This is a genomic window from Collimonas sp. GW821-FHT02H07 (genome assembly GCF_059421505.1).
Genome location: NZ_JBWKVC010000009.1, coordinates 131,009 through 152,158, shown reverse-complemented (window position 1 = coordinate 152,158; position 21,150 = coordinate 131,009). Strand labels below are relative to the sequence as shown.

Annotated in this window: 18 protein-coding genes and 2 tRNA genes; 18 read left to right on the top strand and 2 right to left on the bottom strand. The window is 59.0% G+C overall.

All coding sequences use genetic code 11. The annotated features are described in order from the left end of the window. Positions 1–60: 60 nt before the first annotated feature. From AC07V8_RS15610 to AC07V8_RS15560, 11 genes are all read left to right on the top strand, one after another. Positions 61–1,263, top strand: coding sequence for an efflux RND transporter periplasmic adaptor subunit (locus tag AC07V8_RS15610; RefSeq protein WP_494679150.1), 1,203 nt, complete (start codon positions 61–63; stop codon positions 1,261–1,263). Next, positions 1,260–4,355 (top strand): efflux RND transporter permease subunit, encoded by a 3,096-nt coding sequence (locus AC07V8_RS15605; protein WP_494679151.1) that lies wholly within the window; start codon positions 1,260–1,262, stop codon positions 4,353–4,355. Before AC07V8_RS15610 ends, AC07V8_RS15605 begins: the two co-directional genes overlap by 4 nt. A gap of 150 nt (positions 4,356–4,505) precedes the next feature. Beyond that, positions 4,506–4,592 (top strand) — tRNA-Leu (locus AC07V8_RS15600). A 164-nt stretch (positions 4,593–4,756) separates the two neighbouring features. Beyond that, positions 4,757–5,254, top strand: coding sequence for a CreA family protein (locus AC07V8_RS15595; RefSeq protein WP_494679152.1), 498 nt, complete (start codon positions 4,757–4,759; stop codon positions 5,252–5,254). A 190-nt stretch (positions 5,255–5,444) separates the two neighbouring features. Then, a complete protein-coding gene (tig, locus tag AC07V8_RS15590) occupies positions 5,445–6,797 on the top strand; it encodes a trigger factor (RefSeq protein ID WP_061941516.1) in 1,353 nt (450 codons plus the stop codon). 86 nt (positions 6,798–6,883) lie between these two features. Continuing rightward, positions 6,884–7,510: an ATP-dependent Clp endopeptidase proteolytic subunit ClpP gene (gene clpP, locus AC07V8_RS15585; RefSeq protein WP_494679153.1), complete on the top strand. Its 627-nt coding sequence runs from the start codon at positions 6,884–6,886 to the stop codon at positions 7,508–7,510. Positions 7,511–7,681: 171 nt separating this feature from the next. Further along, a complete protein-coding gene (gene clpX, locus AC07V8_RS15580) occupies positions 7,682–8,950 on the top strand; it encodes an ATP-dependent Clp protease ATP-binding subunit ClpX (RefSeq protein WP_211441579.1) in 1,269 nt (422 codons plus the stop codon). A 332-nt stretch (positions 8,951–9,282) separates the two neighbouring features. Continuing rightward, on the top strand, positions 9,283–11,697 hold the full coding sequence (lon, locus tag AC07V8_RS15575; protein ID WP_494679154.1) for an endopeptidase La: 2,415 nt from the start codon (positions 9,283–9,285) through the stop codon (positions 11,695–11,697). 387 nt (positions 11,698–12,084) lie between these two features. Next, positions 12,085–12,357: an HU family DNA-binding protein gene (locus tag AC07V8_RS15570; RefSeq protein WP_062114624.1), complete on the top strand. Its 273-nt coding sequence runs from the start codon at positions 12,085–12,087 to the stop codon at positions 12,355–12,357. 118 nt (positions 12,358–12,475) lie between these two features. Next, positions 12,476–12,552: transfer RNA gene (locus AC07V8_RS15565), tRNA-Asp, on the top strand. Positions 12,553–12,682: 130 nt separating this feature from the next. Beyond that, positions 12,683–14,617, top strand: coding sequence for a SurA N-terminal domain-containing protein (locus tag AC07V8_RS15560; protein ID WP_494679155.1), 1,935 nt, complete (start codon positions 12,683–12,685; stop codon positions 14,615–14,617). A 173-nt stretch (positions 14,618–14,790) separates the two neighbouring features. Here AC07V8_RS15560 and AC07V8_RS15555 read toward each other — a convergent pair whose 3' ends face one another. Beyond that, on the bottom strand, positions 14,791–15,429 hold the full coding sequence (locus AC07V8_RS15555; protein ID WP_494679156.1) for an arylesterase: 639 nt from the start codon (positions 15,427–15,429) through the stop codon (positions 14,791–14,793). A gap of 52 nt (positions 15,430–15,481) precedes the next feature. On the opposite strand from AC07V8_RS15555, the gene AC07V8_RS15550 reads away from it, so the two are divergent. Genes AC07V8_RS15550 through AC07V8_RS15540 form a run of 3 tightly spaced genes read left to right on the top strand, consistent with a single transcriptional unit; the run spans position 15,482 to position 17,562 of the window. Next, entirely contained in the window at positions 15,482–16,231 is a 750-nt protein-coding gene (locus AC07V8_RS15550; protein WP_494679157.1) for an ABC transporter ATP-binding protein, read from the top strand. A 55-nt stretch (positions 16,232–16,286) separates the two neighbouring features. Next, positions 16,287–16,625 carry a hypothetical protein gene (locus AC07V8_RS15545; RefSeq protein WP_494721470.1) on the top strand — a complete coding sequence of 113 codons (339 nt, stop codon included), beginning with the start codon at positions 16,287–16,289 and terminating at the stop codon, positions 16,623–16,625. 22 nt (positions 16,626–16,647) lie between these two features. Next, positions 16,648–17,562 carry a LysR family transcriptional regulator gene (locus tag AC07V8_RS15540; RefSeq protein ID WP_494679159.1) on the top strand — a complete coding sequence of 305 codons (915 nt, stop codon included), beginning with the start codon at positions 16,648–16,650 and terminating at the stop codon, positions 17,560–17,562. Positions 17,563–17,573: 11 nt separating this feature from the next. Here AC07V8_RS15540 and AC07V8_RS15535 read toward each other — a convergent pair whose 3' ends face one another. Beyond that, positions 17,574–17,996, bottom strand: a complete 423-nt coding sequence (locus tag AC07V8_RS15535) for a thioredoxin family protein (RefSeq protein WP_494679160.1) — start codon at positions 17,994–17,996, stop codon at positions 17,574–17,576. Between the two features lie 80 nt (positions 17,997–18,076). On the opposite strand from AC07V8_RS15535, the gene tsaB reads away from it, so the two are divergent. The 4 genes from tsaB to AC07V8_RS15515 are packed head-to-tail and all read left to right on the top strand — an operon-like array spanning position 18,077 to position 21,147. Continuing rightward, the gene (gene tsaB, locus AC07V8_RS15530; protein ID WP_494679161.1) at positions 18,077–18,787 is read left to right on the top strand and encodes a tRNA (adenosine(37)-N6)-threonylcarbamoyltransferase complex dimerization subunit type 1 TsaB; all 711 of its coding nucleotides are present in this window, start codon (positions 18,077–18,079) and stop codon (positions 18,785–18,787) included. Then, complete coding sequence (gene rimI / locus AC07V8_RS15525; RefSeq protein WP_494679162.1) at positions 18,784–19,269, top strand: ribosomal protein S18-alanine N-acetyltransferase; 486 nt, start codon at positions 18,784–18,786, stop codon at positions 19,267–19,269. The genes tsaB and rimI overlap by 4 nt, the downstream gene beginning before the upstream one ends. Beyond that, positions 19,266–20,162 carry a uracil-DNA glycosylase gene (locus tag AC07V8_RS15520; RefSeq protein WP_494679163.1) on the top strand — a complete coding sequence of 299 codons (897 nt, stop codon included), beginning with the start codon at positions 19,266–19,268 and terminating at the stop codon, positions 20,160–20,162. The genes rimI and AC07V8_RS15520 overlap by 4 nt, the downstream gene beginning before the upstream one ends. Next, positions 20,143–21,147, top strand: coding sequence for a DUF1853 family protein (locus AC07V8_RS15515; protein WP_494679164.1), 1,005 nt, complete (start codon positions 20,143–20,145; stop codon positions 21,145–21,147). Before AC07V8_RS15520 ends, AC07V8_RS15515 begins: the two co-directional genes overlap by 20 nt. Positions 21,148–21,150: the final 3 nt, after the last annotated feature.

Here is a 21,150-nt window from a genome sequence, read left to right as displayed (position 1 = left end):
CAATGTGTCCTGATGGCAATGCGCAAACCGGCAACAGCCCAGAATAGTAAAGGAAAAAACGTGTCGACCTCGATAAATCCGCGTTCTCTTGCCCCTGCCGACGGCTTGATGAGTGCTCCCCGGCGCGTTCCCGGGTTATTGCTTGTTTGTACATTATTCTTGCTGGCGGCTTGCTCCAAGGCGCCGGAAAAGGCCGAAGATATCCGCCCGGTGCGGGTGACTGTGCTGAGTCCGGCCAACGCCGACGTCACTTCAGAGCTTCCAGGCGCAGTGCAGGCGCGCTATGAATCGCAGCTGGGTTTTCGTGTCGGCGGCAAGATCGTCGCCCGCCAGGTAGACCTCGGCACAGTGGTCAAGCGCGGCCAGGTGCTGATGCGCCTGGACCCGAAGGATTTGCAGCTGGCGCAGGCGCAGGCGGTGGCGGCGGTGACCTCCGCCGCCAGCAACCGCGATACGGCCAAGGCCGACTTGAAGCGTTATCAGGAGCTGCGCGACAAGAATTTCGTCAGTCAGGCGGTGCTGGATGCGAAAGACACCGCTTTCAAGGCGGCGCAAGCGACTTATGACCAGGCCGAGGCGGCGTTCAAGGGGCAGTTGAATCAAACCGCTTATGCCACCCTGGAATCCGACGTCGATGGCGTGGTGACCGCCGTCAATGCAGAAGCGGGGCAGGTGGTGGCGGCCGGCACGCCGGTGGTCAGTGTGGCGCGCCAGGGCGCCAAGGAAGTCGTGGTGGGCGCGCCGGAAAACCAGGTCGATCAGTTGCGGCGCAGCAGCGACGTCCAGGTGCGCCTGTGGGCCGATCCCAAGCAGCTGATCCGCGGCACCGTGCGTGAAGTGTCGCCGATCGCCGATCCGGTGACGCGCACCTATGCCATCAAGATTGCGATTCCTGACGATACGCCCAACGTCAAGCTCGGCATGACGGCCTATGCCTCGTTCATCAGCAAGACCAGCGACGACGCCATCAAGGTGCCGCTCACCGCGCTGCTGCGCGTGCAGGAGCACAGCGTGGTGTGGGTGGTCGATGGCGGTGCAGTGCATCAAGTGCGTCAGGTGCCGGTGGAAATCACCGGCCAGCATGGCAATGAGGTATGGATCCAGGGCGCGCTGAAAGCCGGCCAGCAGGTGGTCACGGCAGGCGTCAATCAATTGAAACCCGGCCAGAAGGTCGCCATCCTGAATGCGCCGGAAGCCAGCCTGCCGGGCGCCAGGAGCGCGGCTGCCGGCGCCGCTGTCGCTGTGAGCGGAGCGGCCCGATGAGCGACGGTAAAAAGGGTGGTTTCAATCTGTCGCGATGGGCGCTTGAACATATTCCGCTGACGCGCTACCTGATGGTGGTGCTGGTGATCGGCGGCATCCTGAGTTACGGCCGGCTGGGGCAGGATGAAGACCCGCCGTTTACTTTCCGCGCCATGGTGGTGTCGGCGCAATGGCCGGGCGCCACCGCCTTGCAGATGGCCGACCAGGTGACCGACAAGCTGGAAAAGAAGCTGCAGGAAACGCCGCATATAGACACCATCCGCAGCTATTCCAAGCCGGGCGAAACGCTGATCATCCTGACCTTGCAGGAATCCGCCACACCCAAGGATACGGTGGACGCCTGGTATCAAGTGCGCAAGAAGGTCGGCGACATCAAGCTGACTTTGCCGCAGGGTGTGCTGGGTCCATTCTTCAACGATGAGTTCGGCGAAACCTACGGTTCCATCTTCGCAGTGTCCGGCGACGGTTTCAATTATGCCGATGTCAAGGACTACGCTGACTTCGTGCGTCAGCAGCTGCTGACCTTGCAGTCAGTCGCCAAGGTGGATTTGTTTGGCGTGCAGGATGAAAAGATCTTCATCGAATTTTCGCAGAAAAAATTCTCCCAGCTGGGCATCTCGGTGCAAGACATCGTCAACCAGCTGAGTGCGCAGAACGCCCTGCAAGCCAATGGCATATTGGTGACTGCCAGCGACAACCTGCAGATCCGCGTGAGCGGCGCGCTAGCCTCGCCCAAGGACCTGGAAAACCTGCAGCTGCGGGCCAATAACACCACCTTCCGGCTGGGCGATTTTGCCGCCGTCAAGCGCGAGTACATCGATCCGCCGTCGCAGAAGATGCGCTACAACGGCAAGGAAGTGATCGGGCTCGGGGTCTCGATGGTGAAGGGAGGCGACATCATTGCGCTGGGCAAGGACATGGCGCGCATCACCGCGGAAATCAAGGCCAAGCTGCCGGTCGGCATTAACCTGGAGCGGGTCTCCAACCAGCCGAAAATCGTCGCCGAATCGGTCGACGAATTCCTTAAGACCTTGATGGAAGCGGTACTGATCGTGCTGGCGGTGAGTTTCCTGTCGCTCGGATTCCATACCAAGCCGTTCCGTATCGATGTCTGGCCGGGCCTGGTGGTGGCGTTGACGATCCCGCTGGTGCTGGCGGTGACCTTCCTGTTCATGCGCATCTTCAGCATCGACCTGCACAAGATCTCGCTGGGCGCGCTGATCATCGCCCTCGGCTTGCTGGTCGACGATGCCATCATCGCGGTGGAAATGATGGTGCGCAAGATGGAGGAGGGCTTGTCGCGGCTGGAAGCGGCGACCTTTGCCTACACCTCGACCGCGATGCCGATGCTGACCGGCACCCTGATCACCGCCGCCGGCTTCCTGCCGATCGGCCTGGCCAAGTCCGCTGCCGGCGAATACACGTTTTCCATGTTTTCGGTAAACGCGCTGGCGCTGCTGATTTCCTGGCTGGTGGCGGTGCTGTTCACGCCGTATATCGGCTATCTGCTGCTGAAGGTCAAGCCGGCGGCCGGCGCCGACGGCCATCACGAACTGTTCAACACGCCGTTCTATTCGCGCGTGCGGCGGGCCGTCAACTGGTGCGTCGAGTGGCGCAAGACCACCATCGCCCTGACGCTGATGGTGTTTGCGCTGGGCGTGTTCGGCTTCAAGTTCATCGAGGAGCAGTTCTTTCCCGATTCCAGCCGGCCGGAACTGATGATCGAGCTGTGGCTGCCGGAAGGTTCTTCCTTTGCCGCCACCGAAGCGCAGGCCAAGAAGTTCGAGGCGTTTATCCACAATGCGCCGGAGCTGGAAAGCATGACCACCTATGTCGGCAGCGGCAGTCCGCGCTTTTACCTGCCGCTGGACCAGATCCTGCCGCAGACCAATGTGGCGCAGCTGGTGCTGCTGACCAAGGACCTGGCCTCGCGCGACGCCTTGCGCCTGAAGATCACCGACGCTTTCAAGCATGGTTTCCCCGAAGTGCGTGGAAGGGTCAAGCTGCTGCCGAGCGGACCGCCGGTGCCGTATGCGGTGCAGTTCCGCGTCAGTGGCACCGATGCCGCCAAGGTCCGGGTAATCGCCGACCAGGTCAAGGGCGTGATGAACGGCAATCCGAACATCATCGGCCTGAACGACAACTGGAATGAATCGGTCAAGGTGCTGCGGGTCGATCTCGACCAGGATAAATTGCGCACGCTGGGGATCGGTTCGCAAACCGTCATGCAGACCGTCAATACCCTGCTGACCGGCAGCACCATCGGCCAGTATCGCGAGCACGATCGCCTGATCGATATCGTGGTGCGCCAGCCGCTGGACGAGCGCGCCACCATCGACGCCTTGAGCCAGGCCAATATCCCGACCGCCAGCGGCAAGTCAGTGCCGCTGGCGCAGGTCGCCACGGTCAAGCTGGTATGGGAGCCGGGGGTGGTCTGGCGCGAGTGGCGCAACTGGGCGATCACCGTGCAGGCCGATGTCATCGATGGCGTGCAGGGACCGACCGTGACCGACCAGATCAATCCGCAGCTGGACAAGATCCGCGCGCAGCTGCCGCCGGGCTATGTGATCGATATCGCCGGCGCCGCCCACGATGCGGGCAAGGCGCAGGATTCGATCGCCGCCAACGTGCCGTTGGTGATTTTCATCATCTTCACTTTGCTGATGCTGCAGTTGCATAGCTTCTCGCGTTCGCTGCTGGTGTTCCTCACCGGGCCGCTGGGAATCGCTGGCGCCGCTGCCGCGCTGCTGATCCTGCACCGGCCGTTCGGCTTTGTCGCCCAGCTCGGGGTGATCGCGCTGTTTGGTATGATCATCCGCAACTCGGTGATCCTGATCGACCAGATCGAGCACGATATCGCCAGCGGCGTGGCGCCCTGGGATGCGATCGTCGAATCGGCGGTGCGCCGTTGCCGGCCTATCATGCTGACCGCGGCGGCGGCCGTGCTGGCCATGATCCCCTTGTCGCACTCGGTGTTCTGGGGGCCGATGGCGGTGGCGATCATGGGCGGCCTGATTGTCGCTACCGGCCTGACTCTGCTGTTTTTGCCGGCTTTGTATGCGGCCTGGTTCCGGGTCAAGAAACCGCAGTAGTGAAAGGATAACCGGGGATGCCCGCGAGGGCAGAATTTTGTCAGGAAAACAGCCTTTCCTCTCGCCATATCGGGCAGCTTGCAGTAGAATAGCGGGCTGCCCGATATTGCTAAGCCGTATCGGGCGGGAGTAAGGCAAATGCAAGCAAATGCGACCGTGGCGAAATTGGTAGACGCAACAGGTTTAGGTCCTGTCGAGAGCAATCTTGTGGAGGTTCGAGTCCTCTCGGTCGCACCAGCTCTGCCGGTATTCAATTACTGAATTACTGTCTGGCTGAATATTCAAGAACCCTCTGCCGAGGGTTTTTTTACGTCCCTGCATTTTGTATCGGGGCCTGGTAAAAAAAGCAGGCGCTTCGGCATACAATCGGATTTTTCGAATTTCTCTTTCTTGGAATAACTATGCCTACAACATCCCGCTGCCTGGCGGTCTTGCTTGGTTTTGCTGCCGTTGCCGCAGCTTCGGCGCCGGTGCAGGCCGCATCGGAGCAGGTCGGCGAGGTCAGCACCGCCTTTCGCTGGCTCGGTAGCAACGACCGGGTCGTGGTGGAGGCTTACGACGATCCCAAGGTGCAGGGCGTGACCTGCTATGTTTCGCGCGCCCGGACCGGCGGCGTCAAGGGCACGGTAGGCCTGGCGGAAGACCGGGCCGAGGCTTCGATCGCCTGCCGCCAAGTTGCCGCTACGGTGCAATTCACCGGCAAATTGCCGTTGCAGGAAGATGTATTCACCGAGCGCATGTCGATATTGTTCAAGCGTCTACATATTGTGCGCCTGGTCGATCCGAAGCGGAATACGCTGGTTTATCTTACCTATTCGGATAAGCTGGTGGATGGCAGTCCGCAAAACAGCGTGACCGCCGTGCCGGTGCCGGCCAGCAGCCCGATTCCGCTGAAATAAGCTGGCCTGGCCGGCTTTTGCCGTCTAAATAGCTTGCTTATATAGGCGCGTGGCGATGCGTTTTGGCGCAACCGGCTGTTTTACGTATAGAATATCGGACTTTAGCGCGACGGGGTTGGGGTGAAAATGACAATATTTAACCTGTTTACCCTGGTCGCACCACGGAATTTTTAATTTTTGGACGATCCACATGGCAACTGCAGTCGAAACTCTGGATAAACTTGAACGCCGCCTTACCCTCACTATCGCGATCAGCGAAGTGCAAACCGAAGTCGAGAAACGCCTGAAGGTTCGCGCTCGCACCGCTAAAGCGCCTGGCTTCCGCCCAGGTAAAGTGCCGATGAAGATGGTCGCCGCACAATACGGCTATCAGGTGGAAACCGAAGTGTTGAACGACAAGGTCGGCAATGCTTTCAACACTGCAGCCAACGAAAACAATCTGCGCGTCGCCGGCTATCCGAAGATCGAGCCAAAGAACAGCGAAGGCGTGGCTGAAGGCACGCTGGCCTTCGATGCTACTTTCGAAATCTACCCTGAAGTCAAGATCGGCGATCTGACCGCAGTGGAAGTCGAGCGCACCAAAGCTGAAGTCAGCGATGCGGAAATCGACAAGACCATCGACATCCTGCGCAAGCAGCGCGTGCACTACCACGTCAAGGGCGAGCAAGGCGCGCACGGCGACGGCGGCAGCGACCTGACAGCCAAGAACGGCGACCGCGTGACGGTCGACTTCGTCGGCAAGATCGACGGCGTTGAATTCCAGGGCGGCAAGGCTGATGACTACGCTTACGTTCTGGGCGAAGGCCGCATGTTGCCTGAGTTCGAAGCCGCGACCATCGGTCTGAAGGTCGGCGAAGCCAAGACTTTCGAACTGGCTTTCCCAGCGGATTACCACGGCAAGGATGTGGCCGGCAAGACTGCCGAGTTCACCATCACGCTGAAGAAGCTGGAATGGGCGCACCTGCCGGAAGTCGACGCGGAATTCGCCAAGACCTTGGGCATCGATGACGGCGACCTGACAAAAATGCGCGCTGACATCAAGCTCAACCTGGAGCGCGAAGTCGGTTCCCGCGTCAAGGCCAAGAACAAGGACAGCGTGATGGATGCGCTGATCAAGGTCAGCGAACTGGAAGTGCCTAAGGCGCTGGTTGACCAGGACGTCGAGCGTCTGGTCGAAATGACACGCCAGGACATGGCGCAACGCGGCATGAAGGTCAACGACATGCCTTTCCCGCCTGAGCTGTTCACAGCGCAAGCCGAGCGTCGCGTCCGTCTGGGTCTGATCCTGGCCGAAGTGGTCAAGGAAAACAAATTGCAGGCAACACCGGAGCAGGTCAAGGCGCAAGTCGAAGACTTCGCTCAGAGCTACGAAGACCCGCAACAAGTCCTGAAGTATTATTTCAGCGATCGTCGCCGTCTGGCAGAGGTCGAAGCCCTTGTTTTGGAAGAAAACGTCGTTAACTACGTGTTGGGCAAATCGAAAGTGACTGAAAAGTCGGTTGCATTCGATGAATTGATGAGCAACAACGGGCAACAGGCTTAATCAGCCTGCATAACCGGAGTCAGGCGGCAAGCCTGGCCCCGGTCAGTGGATTGATTGGGTTTTGAGCGCTCTCCATAAGGAATGCTATGACAGGCTTTAATCGTAGTTCGGCACTGGATACTGACATGCTCGGCATGGTGCCTATCGTGATTGAGCAAAGCGGCCGCGGTGAGCGGTCGTATGATATTTATTCGCGCTTATTGCGTGAGCGCGTAATTTTCCTGGTGGGTCCGGTCAATGACCAGACCGCTAACCTGATCGTGGCGCAATTGCTGTTCCTGGAAAGCGAAAATCCTGAGAAGGATATTTCCTTGTACATCAATTCTCCCGGCGGTTCGGTTTCAGCCGGCATGGCGATTTTTGACACCATGCAGTTCATCAAGCCGGATGTCTCGACGCTGTGCACCGGGATGGCTGCTTCGATGGGCGCTTTCCTGCTGGCCGCTGGCGCCAAGGGCAAGCGTTTCTCGCTGCCGAATTCACGCATCATGATTCACCAGCCTTTGGGCGGCGCCCAAGGACAAGCTTCGGACATCGAAATCCAGGCGCGCGAAATCCTGTATTTGCGCGAGCGCCTGAACGGTATCCTGGCCGACAAGACCGGCAGAAGCATCGAGCAGATCAGCAAGGATACGGATCGGGACAACTTCATGTCGGCGGATGCCGCGGTGGAATATGGTCTGATTGATAAAGTCCTGGCGACGCGCGCTTGATTACTGCGTAATTGAAGGAATTGCTGAGCGCCCGGCCATAAGGTACGGGCGTTTTGCTTTTCAAAAATGGCCTGCGCGTGACGAATCTTGATTTCGCGGGTAATATAAAATCAATGTTCGTCATGTGCCCCCTTTAATGCGCCACTCTAGTTTTAATTAAATACTGCCTTTATGCCTGATAAAAAATCTTCCAGCGGCGAAAAACTGCTTTACTGCTCCTTTTGCGGCAAAAGCCAGCACGAGGTGAAAAAACTCATCGCCGGGCCATCGGTATTCATCTGCGATGAATGTATCGATCTCTGCAATGACATCATTACCGATGAAGCTTCGAACGTCGAAACGCTGGATGGTCAGAAATCGGAATTGCCGACCCCGCAGGAAATCAGCGAGCTGCTCGACCAGTACGTGATCGGCCAGGAACCGGCCAAGCGCATCTTGTCGGTGGCGGTATATAACCACTACAAGCGTCTCAAGCATCTCGGCAAGAAGGACGACATCGAGCTGGCCAAGAGCAATATCCTGCTGGTTGGCCCGACCGGTTCCGGCAAGACCCTGCTGGCGCAGACGCTGGCGCGCATGTTGAACGTGCCTTTCGTGATCGCTGATGCGACTACCCTGACCGAAGCCGGCTACGTCGGCGAGGACGTCGAGAACATCATCCAGAAGCTGCTGCAGAACTGCAATTACGAAGTCGACAAGGCGCAGCGCGGCATCGTGTATATCGATGAGATCGACAAGATCTCGCGCAAGTCCGACAATCCGTCGATCACCCGCGATGTCTCGGGCGAGGGCGTGCAGCAGGCCTTGCTGAAACTGATCGAAGGCACCATGGCGTCGGTGCCGCCGCAGGGTGGCCGCAAGCATCCGAACCAGGACTTCGTGCAGATCGACACCACCAATATCCTGTTCATTTGCGGCGGCGCCTTCGACGGCCTGGCGAAGATCATCTCCGAGCGTTCGGAAAAGAGCGGCATTGGTTTTTCGGCAAATGTGAAGAGCCAGAGCCAGCGTACTTCCAGCGAAGTCTTGCTGGATGCCGAACCTGAGGATCTGACGCGTTTCGGCCTGATCCCCGAATTGGTCGGCCGTTTGCCGGTGATCGCTACTTTGGCGGAGTTGAACGAAGCCGCCCTGATCGAGATCCTGATCGCGCCGAAGAACGCGCTGGTCAAGCAATATTCGAAACTGCTGCAGATGGAAGGCGCGGAGCTGGAAATTCGTCCAGCCGCCTTGCAGGCCATCGCCAAGCGCGCGCTGGCCCGTAAAACCGGCGCCCGCGGCCTGCGTTCGATCCTGGAGCACGTCTTGCTTGACGTTATGTACGATTTGCCAAGCCAGCAGAACGTTGCCAAGGTGGTGGTCGATGAAAATACCGTCAACAGCGGCGCCAAGCCCTTGTTGATTTACCATGAGCAGCCAAAGGTCTCCGGCGCCAAGTAAGCGTCAGGGTTCCGCAGGCGCTGGCCGGAGCCGATTCGGGACGGCCGGCGCCTGGCGGGCAAAACCTGCGGATTTGTAAAGCCTTGTAAAAAGCAGGGGTTTAAGCAGGATTTTGAGCCAAAAGTAGTACAATTTCCCAAAATATACGATTTGGCTTCAATCGCAAAGCCACCCGAAGTCAGCTTCGCGTGTGGCTTTTTTATTGCCCCACGCACAAACCGGGGGCTTTCTCGAAGGCTCCCATAGAAGTGGTGATTTATTGTTGAAACCGGGGCTTGAGTTTCGGCCACTCGTGCCAACATCATTAGTAAGTTTTTTTGATAAGGCTCGCCATGACGACTTCTACATTTACTGAACAGACTCAGTTGCCTCTCTTGCCTTTGCGGGACGTGGTTGTATTTCCGCATATGGTGATCCCATTGTTCGTCGGTCGCCCTAAATCTATCAAGGCGCTGGAAGCTGCTATGGAGCAGGGCAAGAGCATCATGCTGGCAGCGCAGAAAGCCGCCGCCAAGGATGAGCCGTCGCCGGACGACATCTATGAAATCGGCTGCGTCGCCAACATCCTGCAAATGCTGAAACTGCCCGACGGCACCGTCAAGGTATTGGTGGAAGGTGCGCAGCGCGCCCGCATCCATCACATCAGCGAACTCGACACGCATTTCGTTGCCGACCTGACGCCGCTGGAATCCGAACTGGGCGACGAAGCTGAGGTGGAGGCGATGCGCCGCGCCATCGTCCAGCAGTTCGACCAGTACGTCAAACTCAACAAGAAAATCCCGCCAGAGATCCTGACTTCGCTGTCCGGCATCGATGACGCTGGCCGCCTGGCCGACACCATCGCCGCCCATTTGCCGCTGAAGCTGGAGCAAAAGCAGGTAATCCTGGAAATCTTCAATATCGCCAAGCGCTACGAGCACCTGCTGGGCCAGCTCGAAGGCGAGCTGGACATCCTGCAGGTGGAAAAGCGCATCCGCGGCCGCGTCAAGCGCCAGATGGAAAAATCGCAGCGCGAATACTACCTGAACGAACAGGTCAAGGCGATCCAGAAGGAATTGGGCGAAGGCGAAGAAGGCGCCGATCTGGAAGAGCTGGAAAAGAAGATCCTGGCTGCCAAGATGCCGAAGGAAGCGCTGGAAAAAGCCCAGAGCGAACTGAAGAAGCTCAAGCTGATGTCGCCGATGTCGGCCGAAGCGACCGTGGTGCGCAACTACATCGATACGCTGGTCGGTTTGCCATGGAAGAAAAAATCCAAGGTCAACAACGAGCTCGGCAACGCTGAAAAAGTTCTGGAGGGCGATCACTATGGCCTGGACAAGGTCAAGGAACGTATCCTGGAATACCTCGCCGTGCAACAACGCGTCGACAAGCTGAAAGCGCCGATCCTGTGTTTCGTCGGCCCTCCGGGCGTGGGTAAAACCTCGCTGGGGCAATCGATCGCCCGCGCCACCAATCGCAAATTCGTGCGCATGGCTTTGGGTGGCGTGCGCGACGAGGCTGAGATCCGCGGCCATCGCCGTACCTACATTGGCTCGATGCCTGGCAAGATCCTGCAAAGCCTGACCAAGGTCGGCGTGCGCAATCCGCTGTTCCTGCTGGACGAGATCGACAAGCTCGGCATGGATTTCCGCGGCGATCCGTCTTCGGCTCTGCTGGAGGTGCTGGATCCTGAACAGAACCACACTTTCTCGGATCACTACATCGAAGTCGATTTCGACTTGTCGGACGTGATGTTCGTGGCGACCTCGAACTCCTTCAACATCCCGCCGGCATTGCTGGACCGGATGGAAGTGATCCGCTTGTCCGGCTACACCGAAGATGAAAAGACCAACATCGCGCAACGCTACCTGCTGCCCAAGCAAATCAAGAACAATGGTTTGAAGGCTGAGGAAATCACCGTGGCCGAAGGCGCGATCCGAGACATCATTCGTTACTACACGCGTGAAGCCGGTGTGCGTTCGCTGGAACGTGAAATCTCCAAGATCTGCCGCAAGGTGGTCAAGCTGCTGCTGTTGAAGAAGCAAGAGAAGAAAGTGGCCGTCACCTCCAAGAACATCGACAAGTTCCTCGGTGTGCGGCGCTTCGACTACGGCGTTGCCGAGAAAGAGAACCAGATCGGCCAGGTCGTCGGCCTGGCGTGGACTGAAGTCGGCGGCGAATTGCTGACCATCGAAGCGGTCAAGATGCCTGGCAAGGGCGCCATCATCCGTACCGGCACCCTGGGCGATGTGATGAAGGAATCGATCGAGGCAGCCCGTACCGTGATGCGCAGCCGCGCAGCGAAACTGGGCATCAAGGGCGAAGCTTTCGAGAAGAGCGACATCCACATCCACGTGCCGGAAGGCGCGACGCCGAAGGATGGACCGTCGGCCGGCGTCGGCATGACCACGGCGCTGGTGTCTATCTTTACCGGCATCCCTGTGCGTGCCGATGTGGCGATGACGGGTGAGATCACCCTGCGCGGTGAAGTCTTGCCGATCGGCGGCTTGAAAGAAAAGCTGCTGGCGGCGCATCGCGGCGGCATCAAGACCGTGCTGATTCCAGAGCAGAACGTGAAGGACTTGGCCGAGATTCCGGACAACGTCAAGAACAAGCTGGAAATCGTGCCGGTGCGCTGGATCGACAAGGTGCTGGAAATTGCACTGGAGCGTCAGCCGGTGCCGTTGACTGAGGAAGAGGCAGTGCTGGATGCGGCTACGGTCGGCAAGACCGGCGAGAAGAGCGACCCGAGCGTGGTCAAGCACTAAGTCTCTTGTAGGGCGGGCACTTGTGCCCACGTGGACCGTCGATCATTCGAGGGACGCATTCAGCGTGGGCAGAAAATCTGCCCACCCTACGACTCGCTAAGCCGTTGAATTCACGGCCTTAATTTTCGTGATTTAAAAAAGCGTCCGCAAGGGCGCTTTTTTTTTGTGCGCGCATTCATTTGGTGTTGAATCTATCAAGTTTGTAAAATCAGGTTAAACCTGCCGCATAATGCCGGGAAGGCGCTTGACACAAGGCTTTGCGGCTTGTTTAATACCAGCTTGCAGATTTCTTCTGCACTCCGCCCGCGATGTTTTCGCAGTCGATGCCAGCTTCGCTTGCATCCCGAAAACCGCTTCTCGAATTTCCATTCATATGAGGGGACCTAAGTGAATAAAACCGAATTGATCGATCATATTGCCAAGTCGGCAGACATTTCCAAGGCGGCATCCACACGCGCGCTCGACGCGATGATCGCGGCAGTAAAAACCACGCTGAAGAAGAACGGCAGCGTGACGCTGGTTGGTTTCGGCACCTTTTCCGTGGGTAAGCGCGCGGCCCGCACCGGCCGTAATCCACGCACCGGGGAAGCAATCAAGATCAAGGCAGCGAAAGTTCCTAAATTTAAGCCTGGCAAAGCTTTGAAAGATGCTGTAAACTAGCGTTCTTTGGCGTGGTGACAAACGCCAAAATGTTCGACCGGCTGGGTTGTCGTGTTTTTTTACGATGTGGTCGAGCAGGAAATGCGAATTTGTTTTATAAGATTTGCGAGCAGTTTTAGGAGTGGTAGTTCAGCTGGTTAGAATACCGGCCTGTCACGCCGGGGGTCGCGGGTTCGAGTCCCGTCCACTCCGCCAAAATACAAGAAAGGCGAACGAAAGTTCGCCTTTTTTCTTATGTGCATTTGATTTATATTGTTGCCTCATATGAAGTATTCCTATATGTTGCAGCTTTATTTATTAGCCGCTTGATCTCGATTGGCCGACCATGTTTGAATTTGTCCGTACCCATCAGCGCTTGATGCAGTTCTTGCTGCTGCTGTTGATCATCCCTTCCTTTGCTCTAGTCGGTCTGCAAAGCTACAGCAGCTTTGGCGACGGCGCCAACACGGTAGCGAAAGTCGCCGGCCAGCCTATCACCCAGCAAGAGCTGGATGGCGCCTTGCGCCAGCAGATGGAGCGCATGCGCCAGGCGTTTGGCGACCGTTTCGATCCGAAAATGATGGAGACGCCGGAAGCCAAGCAGGGTGTGCTGGACAATCTGATTTCGCAACGGGTGCTGGCGGCAACTGCCAACAGCGAGCATTTGACAGTCACTGACCCGGCCATACAGCAAATCATCCTTAGCCAGTTTCCAAACCTGGTTGGAGCGGACGGAAAATTCGACAGCAAGACATTCGATCAATTGCTGGCAATGCAGGGCATGACGCAGGTTTCCTACGCTGCCCGCTTGCGCCAGGACATGGCCATGCAGCAGTTGAACGGCGCTGTGCAGTCGACCGCATTCACGCCGAAGACCGTCGCCACCCGCTTGTCTGATATCAACGACCAGGAGCGCGAGGTGCAGGAGCTGCTGTTCAAGGCCGCCGATTATGCGGCTCAAGTCAAGGTTACGGACGCCATGCTGCAGGACTATTACAGCAAGAATTCGAAGGAATTCGAGATTCCGGAACAGATCAAGGCTGAATACGTGGTGCTCGACAGCGCCGCCGTGGCAGGCCAGATCACGGTCAGCGATGCCGATATCAAATCCTATTACGATCAGAACGTCAGTCGCTATACAGAGGCCGAAGAACGCCGCGCCAGCCACATCCTGATCGCGGTGAAAAAAGATGCGCCGGCCGCAGAGCAAGCTGCAGCCAAGGCCAAGGCGGAAAGCCTGCTGGCGGAAGTACGCAAGACGCCGGCCGATTTTGCGAAAGTCGCCAAGGCGAATTCGCAGGATACCGCTTCTGCTGAACTGGGCGGCGATCTTGGTTATTTCGGCGCCGGCAGCATGGTCAAGCCTTTTGAAGACGCTACGAACAAACTGAAGCAAGGCGAGATCAGCGATCTGGTGCAATCCGATTTCGGTTACCACATCATCGAACTGACCGGCATCAAGCCGGCCAAGGTCAAGCCGCTGGATGAAGTCAAGACGGAAGTCGCCGGTGAAATCAAGAAGCAGCTGGCTGCACGCAAATTCACTGAAATGGCTGAAGCCTTCAGCAATACCGTGTATGAGCAGGCGGACAGTCTGAAGGCAGTTGCCGACAAATTGCATCTGCAAATCCAGACCGCGGCGAATCTGGGCCGCCAGCCTAACCCTGCTGCCGCGCCTGCCGCTCCGTACAACAATCAGAAATTTCTGACCGCACTGTATTCCGACGAGGCGTTGAAGAACAAGCACAACACCGAGGCAATCGAAATTGCGCCGAGCACCTTTATCGCCGGCCACGTCCTCGAATACAAGGCTGTGACCAAGCGGCCGTTTGAAGAAGTCCAGGCAGTCATCCGCGACAAGGTGACACGCACTGAAGAAGCCGCACTGGCCAAGAAGGCTGGCGAAGAGAAGCTGGCAGCCTTGAAGGCGCAAGACAACGCCAGCGGTTTCGCTGCTGCGCAAACCGTATCGCGCAGCAAGAACCAAGGCGTCAATCCACTGGCGTTTGAAGCGGTGATGAAGGCTGATGCCAATAAACTGCCAGCCTATGTCGGCGTCACTTTGCCGCAGCAAGGCTACGTCCTGTATCGCATCGGCAAGGTCGGGCAGCCGGCTGCCCAGGATCAGGCTCGCCGCGCCGCCGAACAGGAGCAGATCACCGGCATCCTGGCGCAACAGGAAATGCTGGCTTACGTGGATGTCTTGAAAGAGAAAGCCAAGGTCAAGATCCTCAAGCCGATAGTAGCGGCGCCAGTGGACGGCGACGGCAGCAGCAAGTAAAGTCAGGCGCGCTAGCGGAATAAGAAAAGCCCGTGCAACGCAAGTTGCACGGGCTTTTTGCATATCTGCCTGGGCGGCAGGGCGTGAGCGTGTAAACTATTCTTCGCTGGCCGGGCGATGACCTTGGTGCCGGCGCTTGATCGCGCGCCCAATGCAAGGAGCCAGGCCTCACGCTATTTCACCAGCAGCGGCTTCAATCCAGACCAGACGTTATTCAAGATGATCGGATGTGCCTGGGCAAGCGGGTGGATCCGGTCCGCCTGGAACATATCCGCTTTGTCGGGGACGCCGTCCAGCAGAAAGGGCACCAGCGGCACCTTGGTTTGTTTCGCTACCGTGGCATATTGCGAAAAGAATTTTTCGGTGTAGTCGCGGCCGTAATTCGGCGGAATCCGCATGCCAACCAACAGCACTCTCGACTTTGCCTGTTGCGCGGCGCTGATCATGGCCTTCAGGTTGCTTTCGGTAGCGCTCAACTGCAGGCCGCGCAAGGCATCGTTGCCGCCCAGCTCGATGATGACGATGTCAGGCTTTTGCTGCAGCAAAGCCGGCAGGCGCGTCTTGCCGCCGCTGGTGGTCTCGCCGCTGATGCTGGCATTGGTGATGGTGGCGTCGATTTTTTCCGCCTGCAGCCGCTGCTGCAGCAACGCCACCCAGCCGCTGCCGCGCGCCAGTCCGTATTCGGCGGAAAGGCTGTCGCCTAACACCAGGATCGATTTTGATGCAGAATAGGCACTGTTCGTCCATACTAGAGCCAGCAGGCCAAGCAGCAAGAGCGCCCGCCGCGAACTGCTGACGATCTTGCGGGTCATACGCTCAGTCCGTTTCTGACAACCATTCCCCAATCCGGAGTCGATAATCTGCATGCCTCAGTCCTCTTCTGTTAATCCTGCAGCGGTCAATGCCAGGGCGCCTGCCATCGATGTCCAGCACTTGAGCAAGCGGGTCGCTGACGCCAGCGGCGAGCTGGTGATTCTTGATGATATCAATTTTAACGTCCAGGGCGGCACCACGCTGGCGATTGTCGGCGCCTCGGGTTCCGGCAAGTCGACTTTGCTGGGCTTGCTGGCTGGCCTGGATACGCCGTCCGCGGGTACGGTGCGCATCGACGGCAGCGATATTTTTGCGCTGGACGAAGACGGCCGCGCCGGATTGCGCAAGGAAAAACTTGGTTTCGTGTTCCAGTCTTTCCAGTTGCTGAGCCATCTGAGCGCGCTGGAAAACGTCATGCTGCCGCTTGAACTGCGTGGCGACAAAGATGCGCGGCAAAAGGCGCAAGCCAAGCTGGAGCGGGTGGGGCTGGGCAGCCGCTTGCAGCATTATCCTAGATACCTGTCGGGCGGCGAACAGCAGCGCGTGGCGCTGGCGCGCGCTTTCGTCACTGAGCCGCCGCTGCTGTTTGCCGACGAGCCTACCGGCAGCCTTGACGCTGCTACCGGCGATGCGGTGATCCAGCTGATGTTCGATCTGAACCAGGAGCGCGGCTCTACCTTGGTGCTGGTGACGCACGACGCCTCGATTGCCGAGCTGTGCCGCCAGACCATTACCATCGCCGCCGGACGTTTGCTGCGGCCGGGCGATACGGCAGCGACGGATAAGCAGATATTTCAGTAGCCCGGATCAGCCCGGAGTCGCAGTACAGAATAAGCAGGCAATTGGAGGTTGGTGGATGTCAGCATGGGTTTCGGTAACAAAGGCGATACTTCCGTATGTGAGCGACATTATTTCAGTGGCGGTGCCGGTATTTACCCGCCGCAAAGGGAATACGGAGGAGAGCCAGATTCAGATTCTGCAGCAGCAGGTGGCAGAGGTGCAGGGAGCGTCTTTGCAGAACGCCGGCGACATCAAGGCGCTGGCGGAGCAGCTGGGTGCGGCTCTGCCCATGCTGGAGCGGGAGGTGCAGGCGGTTGACGCCAAACTGGCGCGCGCCAGCCTGTTGTGCGGGGCAAGCATCGGTGTCGCCGTACTGGCATTGGTGGTCAGTTTCATGGCTTTGCTGAGCAAATGATCAGACAATAAGGAAAATTCAGATGGACCGCTTGCAATCCATGCGTGTATTTGCAAAAGTGGTGGAGCAGGGCAGCTTTGTCGCTGCCGCTCAGGTGCTGGATATGTCGAACGCGGTCGTTACGCGCCTGGTCGCCGATCTTGAAAATCATCTCGGGATCCGCCTGCTGCACCGTTCGACCCGCCGCATGGCCTTGACCGAGCCGGGCCAGGCCTACCTGGAGCGGGTGCGCCAGATTCTCGACGAAATCGACGAGGCCGAGGCCGCCGCCTCGGTGCTGTCGACCAATCCTGCCGGCACGCTGCACATCTATTCGCAGATCGGCTTTGGCCAGACCCAGCTGGCGCGCTTGCTGCCGCTGTACTCGAAGCAGTATCCGGACGTCCAGCTCGACGTGACGCTGTCGGACCGCACCGCGGATCTGATCGAAGAAGGTTTTGATGTCGGGATCTTCTCCGTCAACCAGAAATTCGATGTCAGCATGGTGGCGCGCCAGCTGGGCATCGCCGAAGTGCTGCTGTGCGCTTCGCCAGCCTATATCGCCCAGCATGGCGAGCCGCAGGCACCGGAGGATCTGGCGCGGCATGCCTGCCTGAATTTTTCACTGGAACACTTGCGCCATCACTGGACTTTCCAGTCGGCGGAAGGCACCTCGGTGGTCCCGATTGCCAGCAAGGTGATGTCGAACAACACGGAACTGCTGCGCCATTGCCTGCTGGCGGGGATGGGAATCGCCATGCGCAGTTCGTACACGCTGGGCGACGACATGGCGGCGGGCCGGGTAGTGCGGGTGCTGCCGGACCATCAGATCAACAAGGTGGCGGTGCGCCTGGTGTACCCTAGCCGGCGGCTGCTGTCGGCCAAGGTGCGCAGTTTTGTCGACTTCATGATGGCGCAGTTTCCGCATCCGGATTGCGATCCCTGGCTGGTGTCCTGAGCAGGCTGGCTTCAGCTGTTCGTCAGCCGCCGCAGCAGATTGCCTTCCTGCTGCCACAGGCGGCGTTCTTCGCTGCTCTGGGCTTCGCTCTGCAATTCTTCCACGCTCTTGCTCATCTGCGCCAGCAGGATGCGCTCGGCCAGGCGCAAATCCATTTCCACCGGGGCCAGGAAAGTCACGATATCGCCACGCTGGATCAGCAAGGTGGGAAAATTATCGATGTCCAGATCGCCGACCAGTTCTGCCTGGTCTTCGATGTCGATCCAGGCGAACTGCACTTGCGGATGGCGTTGCGCCAGTGCCGTGAAGTTCGCGAAGTATTCCCGGCAGCTGCCGCACCAGGCGGCGCACAGGCAAGCCACCACCCAGCCGTCTTCGCTGAGGATGCCGGCGAGTTGCGAGTGATTGTGGTGGTCGAGAGTGAGGATCCGCATACGCGGTATTTTACCGTGACTGCGCCTGATTCTGGTTGAATAGCAATCCGGGCCGCGTCCGGCGCGGTAAAATACTGCCCATGCAGACCATTCTTGCCATCGAAACATCTACCGAACTGGCCTCCGCCGCCTTATTGCGCGGCGGCCAGGTGACTACCCGCGAATCGGCGGGCGTTCAAACACATTCCCTCGCTATCTTGCCGATGGTGCAAAGCTTGCTGGCTGAAGCCGGCATCAGTCTGGCGCAGTGCGACGCGCTGGCCTTTGGCGTCGGTCCCGGTTCGTTTACCGGCGTGCGCACCGCCTGCGGCATCGTCCAGGGCCTGGCGTTCGGCGCCGGCCTGCCGGTGCTGCCGGTGGTGACCCTGACCGCCATGGCGCAGGCCTGCCGCGATCTCAACGGCGCCGACGACGTGCTAGCGGTGCTGGATGCGCGCATGGGCGAGGTCTATTGGGCGCAATATCGCTTTGCCGACGATCAGTGGCAAGTCATTGTCGAGCCGACTTTGTCGGCGCCGGCAGCCGTGCTGCCCCTGTCTTTGAATTCCGGCGCCAAGGCCTTGCAGGCCTGCGGCAACGGTTTGTCGGCATATGCCGAGGCGTTTGCGGCGGCGCCGTTTGCCGCGGCGAGTTTGCCGGATGTGATGCCGAATGCGCGCCAGATCGCTGCTTTGGGCAGCAGCGCTTTTTCTCAAGGAAAAGGCTTGAGTGCGGTAGAGGCCCAGCCTTTGTATTTGCGTAACAAAGTCGCACTCACTACCGCCGAGCGCGCGGCCAAGGTGCAGCCATGAACGCCAGCGTGCAAGAGTTCCCCGGTTTGCGGCGGCCGCTGGCCTTCGCCGAGATGCGTGTCGAAGATCTGGATGAAGTGGTCGCGATCGAAAAGAGCGTGTATTCCCATCCATGGACCCATGGCAATTTTGTCGATTCGATTCAGAGCGGCTACCAATGCTGGGTGCTGCGCGATGCCGGCGGCGTCTTGCTGGGATATTTTTTCATGATGGCGGCGCTGGACGAAGCGCATTTGCTGAATATCAGCGTGCATGGCGACATGCACCGGCGCGGCATCGGCAAAATGATGCTGGATAAGGTATGCGTCCTCGCGCATCAGCAGCAGATGCAGTCGGTGCTGCTTGAGGTGCGGCCGTCGAATACGCGCGCGATCGAGATTTATCAGCGCTATGGTTTTGCCGAGATCGGCCGCCGCCGCGATTATTATCCGGCCGCCGACGACAAGCGCGAAGAAGCTATTGTCATGAGGCTGCCCTTATGAGCGAAATGACCCGGCGCAGCGTTTTCCTTGATGAAATCGGCTTGGGGCCGATCTGGCTGCGGCGTGAGGGCGTTGTTGCCTTGTTCGAGGAAGCGCCCGAATCGATTGATGTTGCGCAGCCGGAGAATACGGCCGCGGAGACTCCAGTTTCTCCGATGAGCGATCCGGCTCCGCAAGCCGACACCGCAGCTGCGCCGGCGGCGAATGCCGTGCCAGTGCATGACGCATCCTCCTCGGCCTGGAATGACGATGACGTCGTCGTCTCTGCACCGCCGGCGCCGGCTGTCTCGATACAGTCGCTACACTCGCCGATGGCGATGGACTGGCCGCAGCTGCAGAAAGCCGTGGCGGAATGCACCGCATGCGGACTATGCCGCGGACGCAAAAATACCGTGTTCGGCGTCGGCGACAGCAAGGCCAGATGGCTGTTTATCGGCGAAGGCCCGGGACGCAACGAGGATATCCAGGGCGAACCGTTTGTCGGCCCGGCCGGCAAGCTGCTCGACAATATCCTGCTGGCGATGGGCCTGGCGCGCGGCGAAAACGCCTACATCGCCAACATCGTCAAATGCCGTCCGACCGATGAAAACGGCCGCGACCGGCCGCCTGCCGCCGATGAGGTGGCGGCCTGCCTGCCGTATCTGCAGCGTCAGATCGAACTGATCCAGCCCACCGTGCTGGTGGCGCTGGGCAAGACCGCTGCCTTGTCTCTGCTCGGACTGGATCCGTCCACGCCGGTTTCCAAGCTGCGCGGCAGCGTCCATCGTTATGCAGAACGGCCTCTGATAGTGACCTATCACCCGGCCTACCTGCTGCGGCAGCTGGCGGACAAGGGCAAGATCTGGAGCGACCTCTGCCTGGCCATGAGCACCTATGCCAACATCCCCGAATGAGGCAGCAGGGATTGTGGCGCTGACGCCTGGCGGTACTTGCCAGGAACAGTTTCACCGCCGCTGGAATCACTTGCGCGATCCCCACGTCCGTGCGCTGGCATGGCTGCTGGATGCTCCCGACCTGCTCGATCCGCAGGCAGCGCAATGGCAGGGCCGGATCGCCACCTATGTCGATGCGGATCTGGCGACATGGCTCAATGAGCTGGATCAGCAGCCGCAAAAACTCCAGGATTTGCACGGTTATATAGGCAGCTTGCCCTCGACCCGCCTCGGCCTGTATGCGGAAAAACTGCTGGCGTTCTATTTCGAGCGGCGGCAGCTGCTGGTGGCGCACAGCGTGCAGGTGCGGGCCAGCAAGAACGATACGGTCGGCGAATTCGATTTCCTGCTGCGCCTCAATGGCGGCCTGGTCCACTGGGAGTTCGCCAGCAAGTTCTATCTGCTGGAAACCAGCGGCGCCAGCCTGCAGGCGGACGATTTCATCGGCCGCGACATGGCGGATTCGCTGGGGTCGAAAATGCAGAAGCTTTTGCAGCATCAGCTGGCTTTGTCGCAGCATCCCGCCGCCCAGGTCCATTTGAGCGAGCCGATCGTGGCGGCCCAGGCCCTGGTGAAAGGCTGGCTGTTCTATCCTGATGAGCAACTGCGTCTGCCGGCAGCGCTTGGCGTATCAGCCAAGGCTTGCCGCGGTTACTGGAGCAGCCTGTCCGCCTTGCAGCTGGATCCGGCAGCGATGTACCGGATACTGCCTCGGCAGAGCTGGCTGGCGCCGGCGAAAGTGGCGCTTGACCATGCGCTGTCCCCGGTTGACGCAAGACTGGCCCTGGCGCAGCATTTTGCGAGCAATCCCGGGCCGGTGCTGCTGGCAACCCTGCGCCTGGAAGATGGTTGTGGCTTAGAAACTTGCAGAGGCTTCGTGGTGCCGGATGACTGGGCCGGCCGGGCCGCAGCCCAGCGGCGCCTCAGGACGGGGGCAGCGGGGTAGGCC

Bases quoted from the DNA above. Each gene is read 5' to 3' on its own strand.
- AC07V8_RS15605 (WP_494679151.1), top strand. From the start codon at position 1,260: ATGAGCGACGGTAAAAAGGGTGGTTTCAATCTGTCGCGATGGGCGCTT.
- AC07V8_RS15595 (WP_494679152.1), top strand. From the start codon at position 4,757: ATGCCTACAACATCCCGCTGCCTGGCGGTCTTGCTTGGTTTTGCTGCC.
- tig (WP_061941516.1), top strand. From the start codon at position 5,445: ATGGCAACTGCAGTCGAAACTCTGGATAAACTTGAACGCCGCCTTACC.
- clpP (WP_494679153.1), top strand. From the start codon at position 6,884: ATGACAGGCTTTAATCGTAGTTCGGCACTGGATACTGACATGCTCGGC.
- clpX (WP_211441579.1), top strand. From the start codon at position 7,682: ATGCCTGATAAAAAATCTTCCAGCGGCGAAAAACTGCTTTACTGCTCC.
- lon (WP_494679154.1), top strand. From the start codon at position 9,283: ATGACGACTTCTACATTTACTGAACAGACTCAGTTGCCTCTCTTGCCT.
- AC07V8_RS15560 (WP_494679155.1), top strand. From the start codon at position 12,683: ATGTTTGAATTTGTCCGTACCCATCAGCGCTTGATGCAGTTCTTGCTG.
- AC07V8_RS15555 (WP_494679156.1), bottom strand. From the start codon at position 15,429: ATGACCCGCAAGATCGTCAGCAGTTCGCGGCGGGCGCTCTTGCTGCTT.
- AC07V8_RS15550 (WP_494679157.1), top strand. From the start codon at position 15,482: ATGCCTCAGTCCTCTTCTGTTAATCCTGCAGCGGTCAATGCCAGGGCG.
- AC07V8_RS15545 (WP_494721470.1), top strand. From the start codon at position 16,287: ATGTCAGCATGGGTTTCGGTAACAAAGGCGATACTTCCGTATGTGAGC.
- AC07V8_RS15540 (WP_494679159.1), top strand. From the start codon at position 16,648: ATGGACCGCTTGCAATCCATGCGTGTATTTGCAAAAGTGGTGGAGCAG.
- AC07V8_RS15535 (WP_494679160.1), bottom strand. From the start codon at position 17,996: ATGCGGATCCTCACTCTCGACCACCACAATCACTCGCAACTCGCCGGC.
- tsaB (WP_494679161.1), top strand. From the start codon at position 18,077: ATGCAGACCATTCTTGCCATCGAAACATCTACCGAACTGGCCTCCGCC.
- rimI (WP_494679162.1), top strand. From the start codon at position 18,784: ATGAACGCCAGCGTGCAAGAGTTCCCCGGTTTGCGGCGGCCGCTGGCC.
- AC07V8_RS15520 (WP_494679163.1), top strand. From the start codon at position 19,266: ATGAGCGAAATGACCCGGCGCAGCGTTTTCCTTGATGAAATCGGCTTG.
- AC07V8_RS15515 (WP_494679164.1), top strand. From the start codon at position 20,143: ATGCCAACATCCCCGAATGAGGCAGCAGGGATTGTGGCGCTGACGCCT.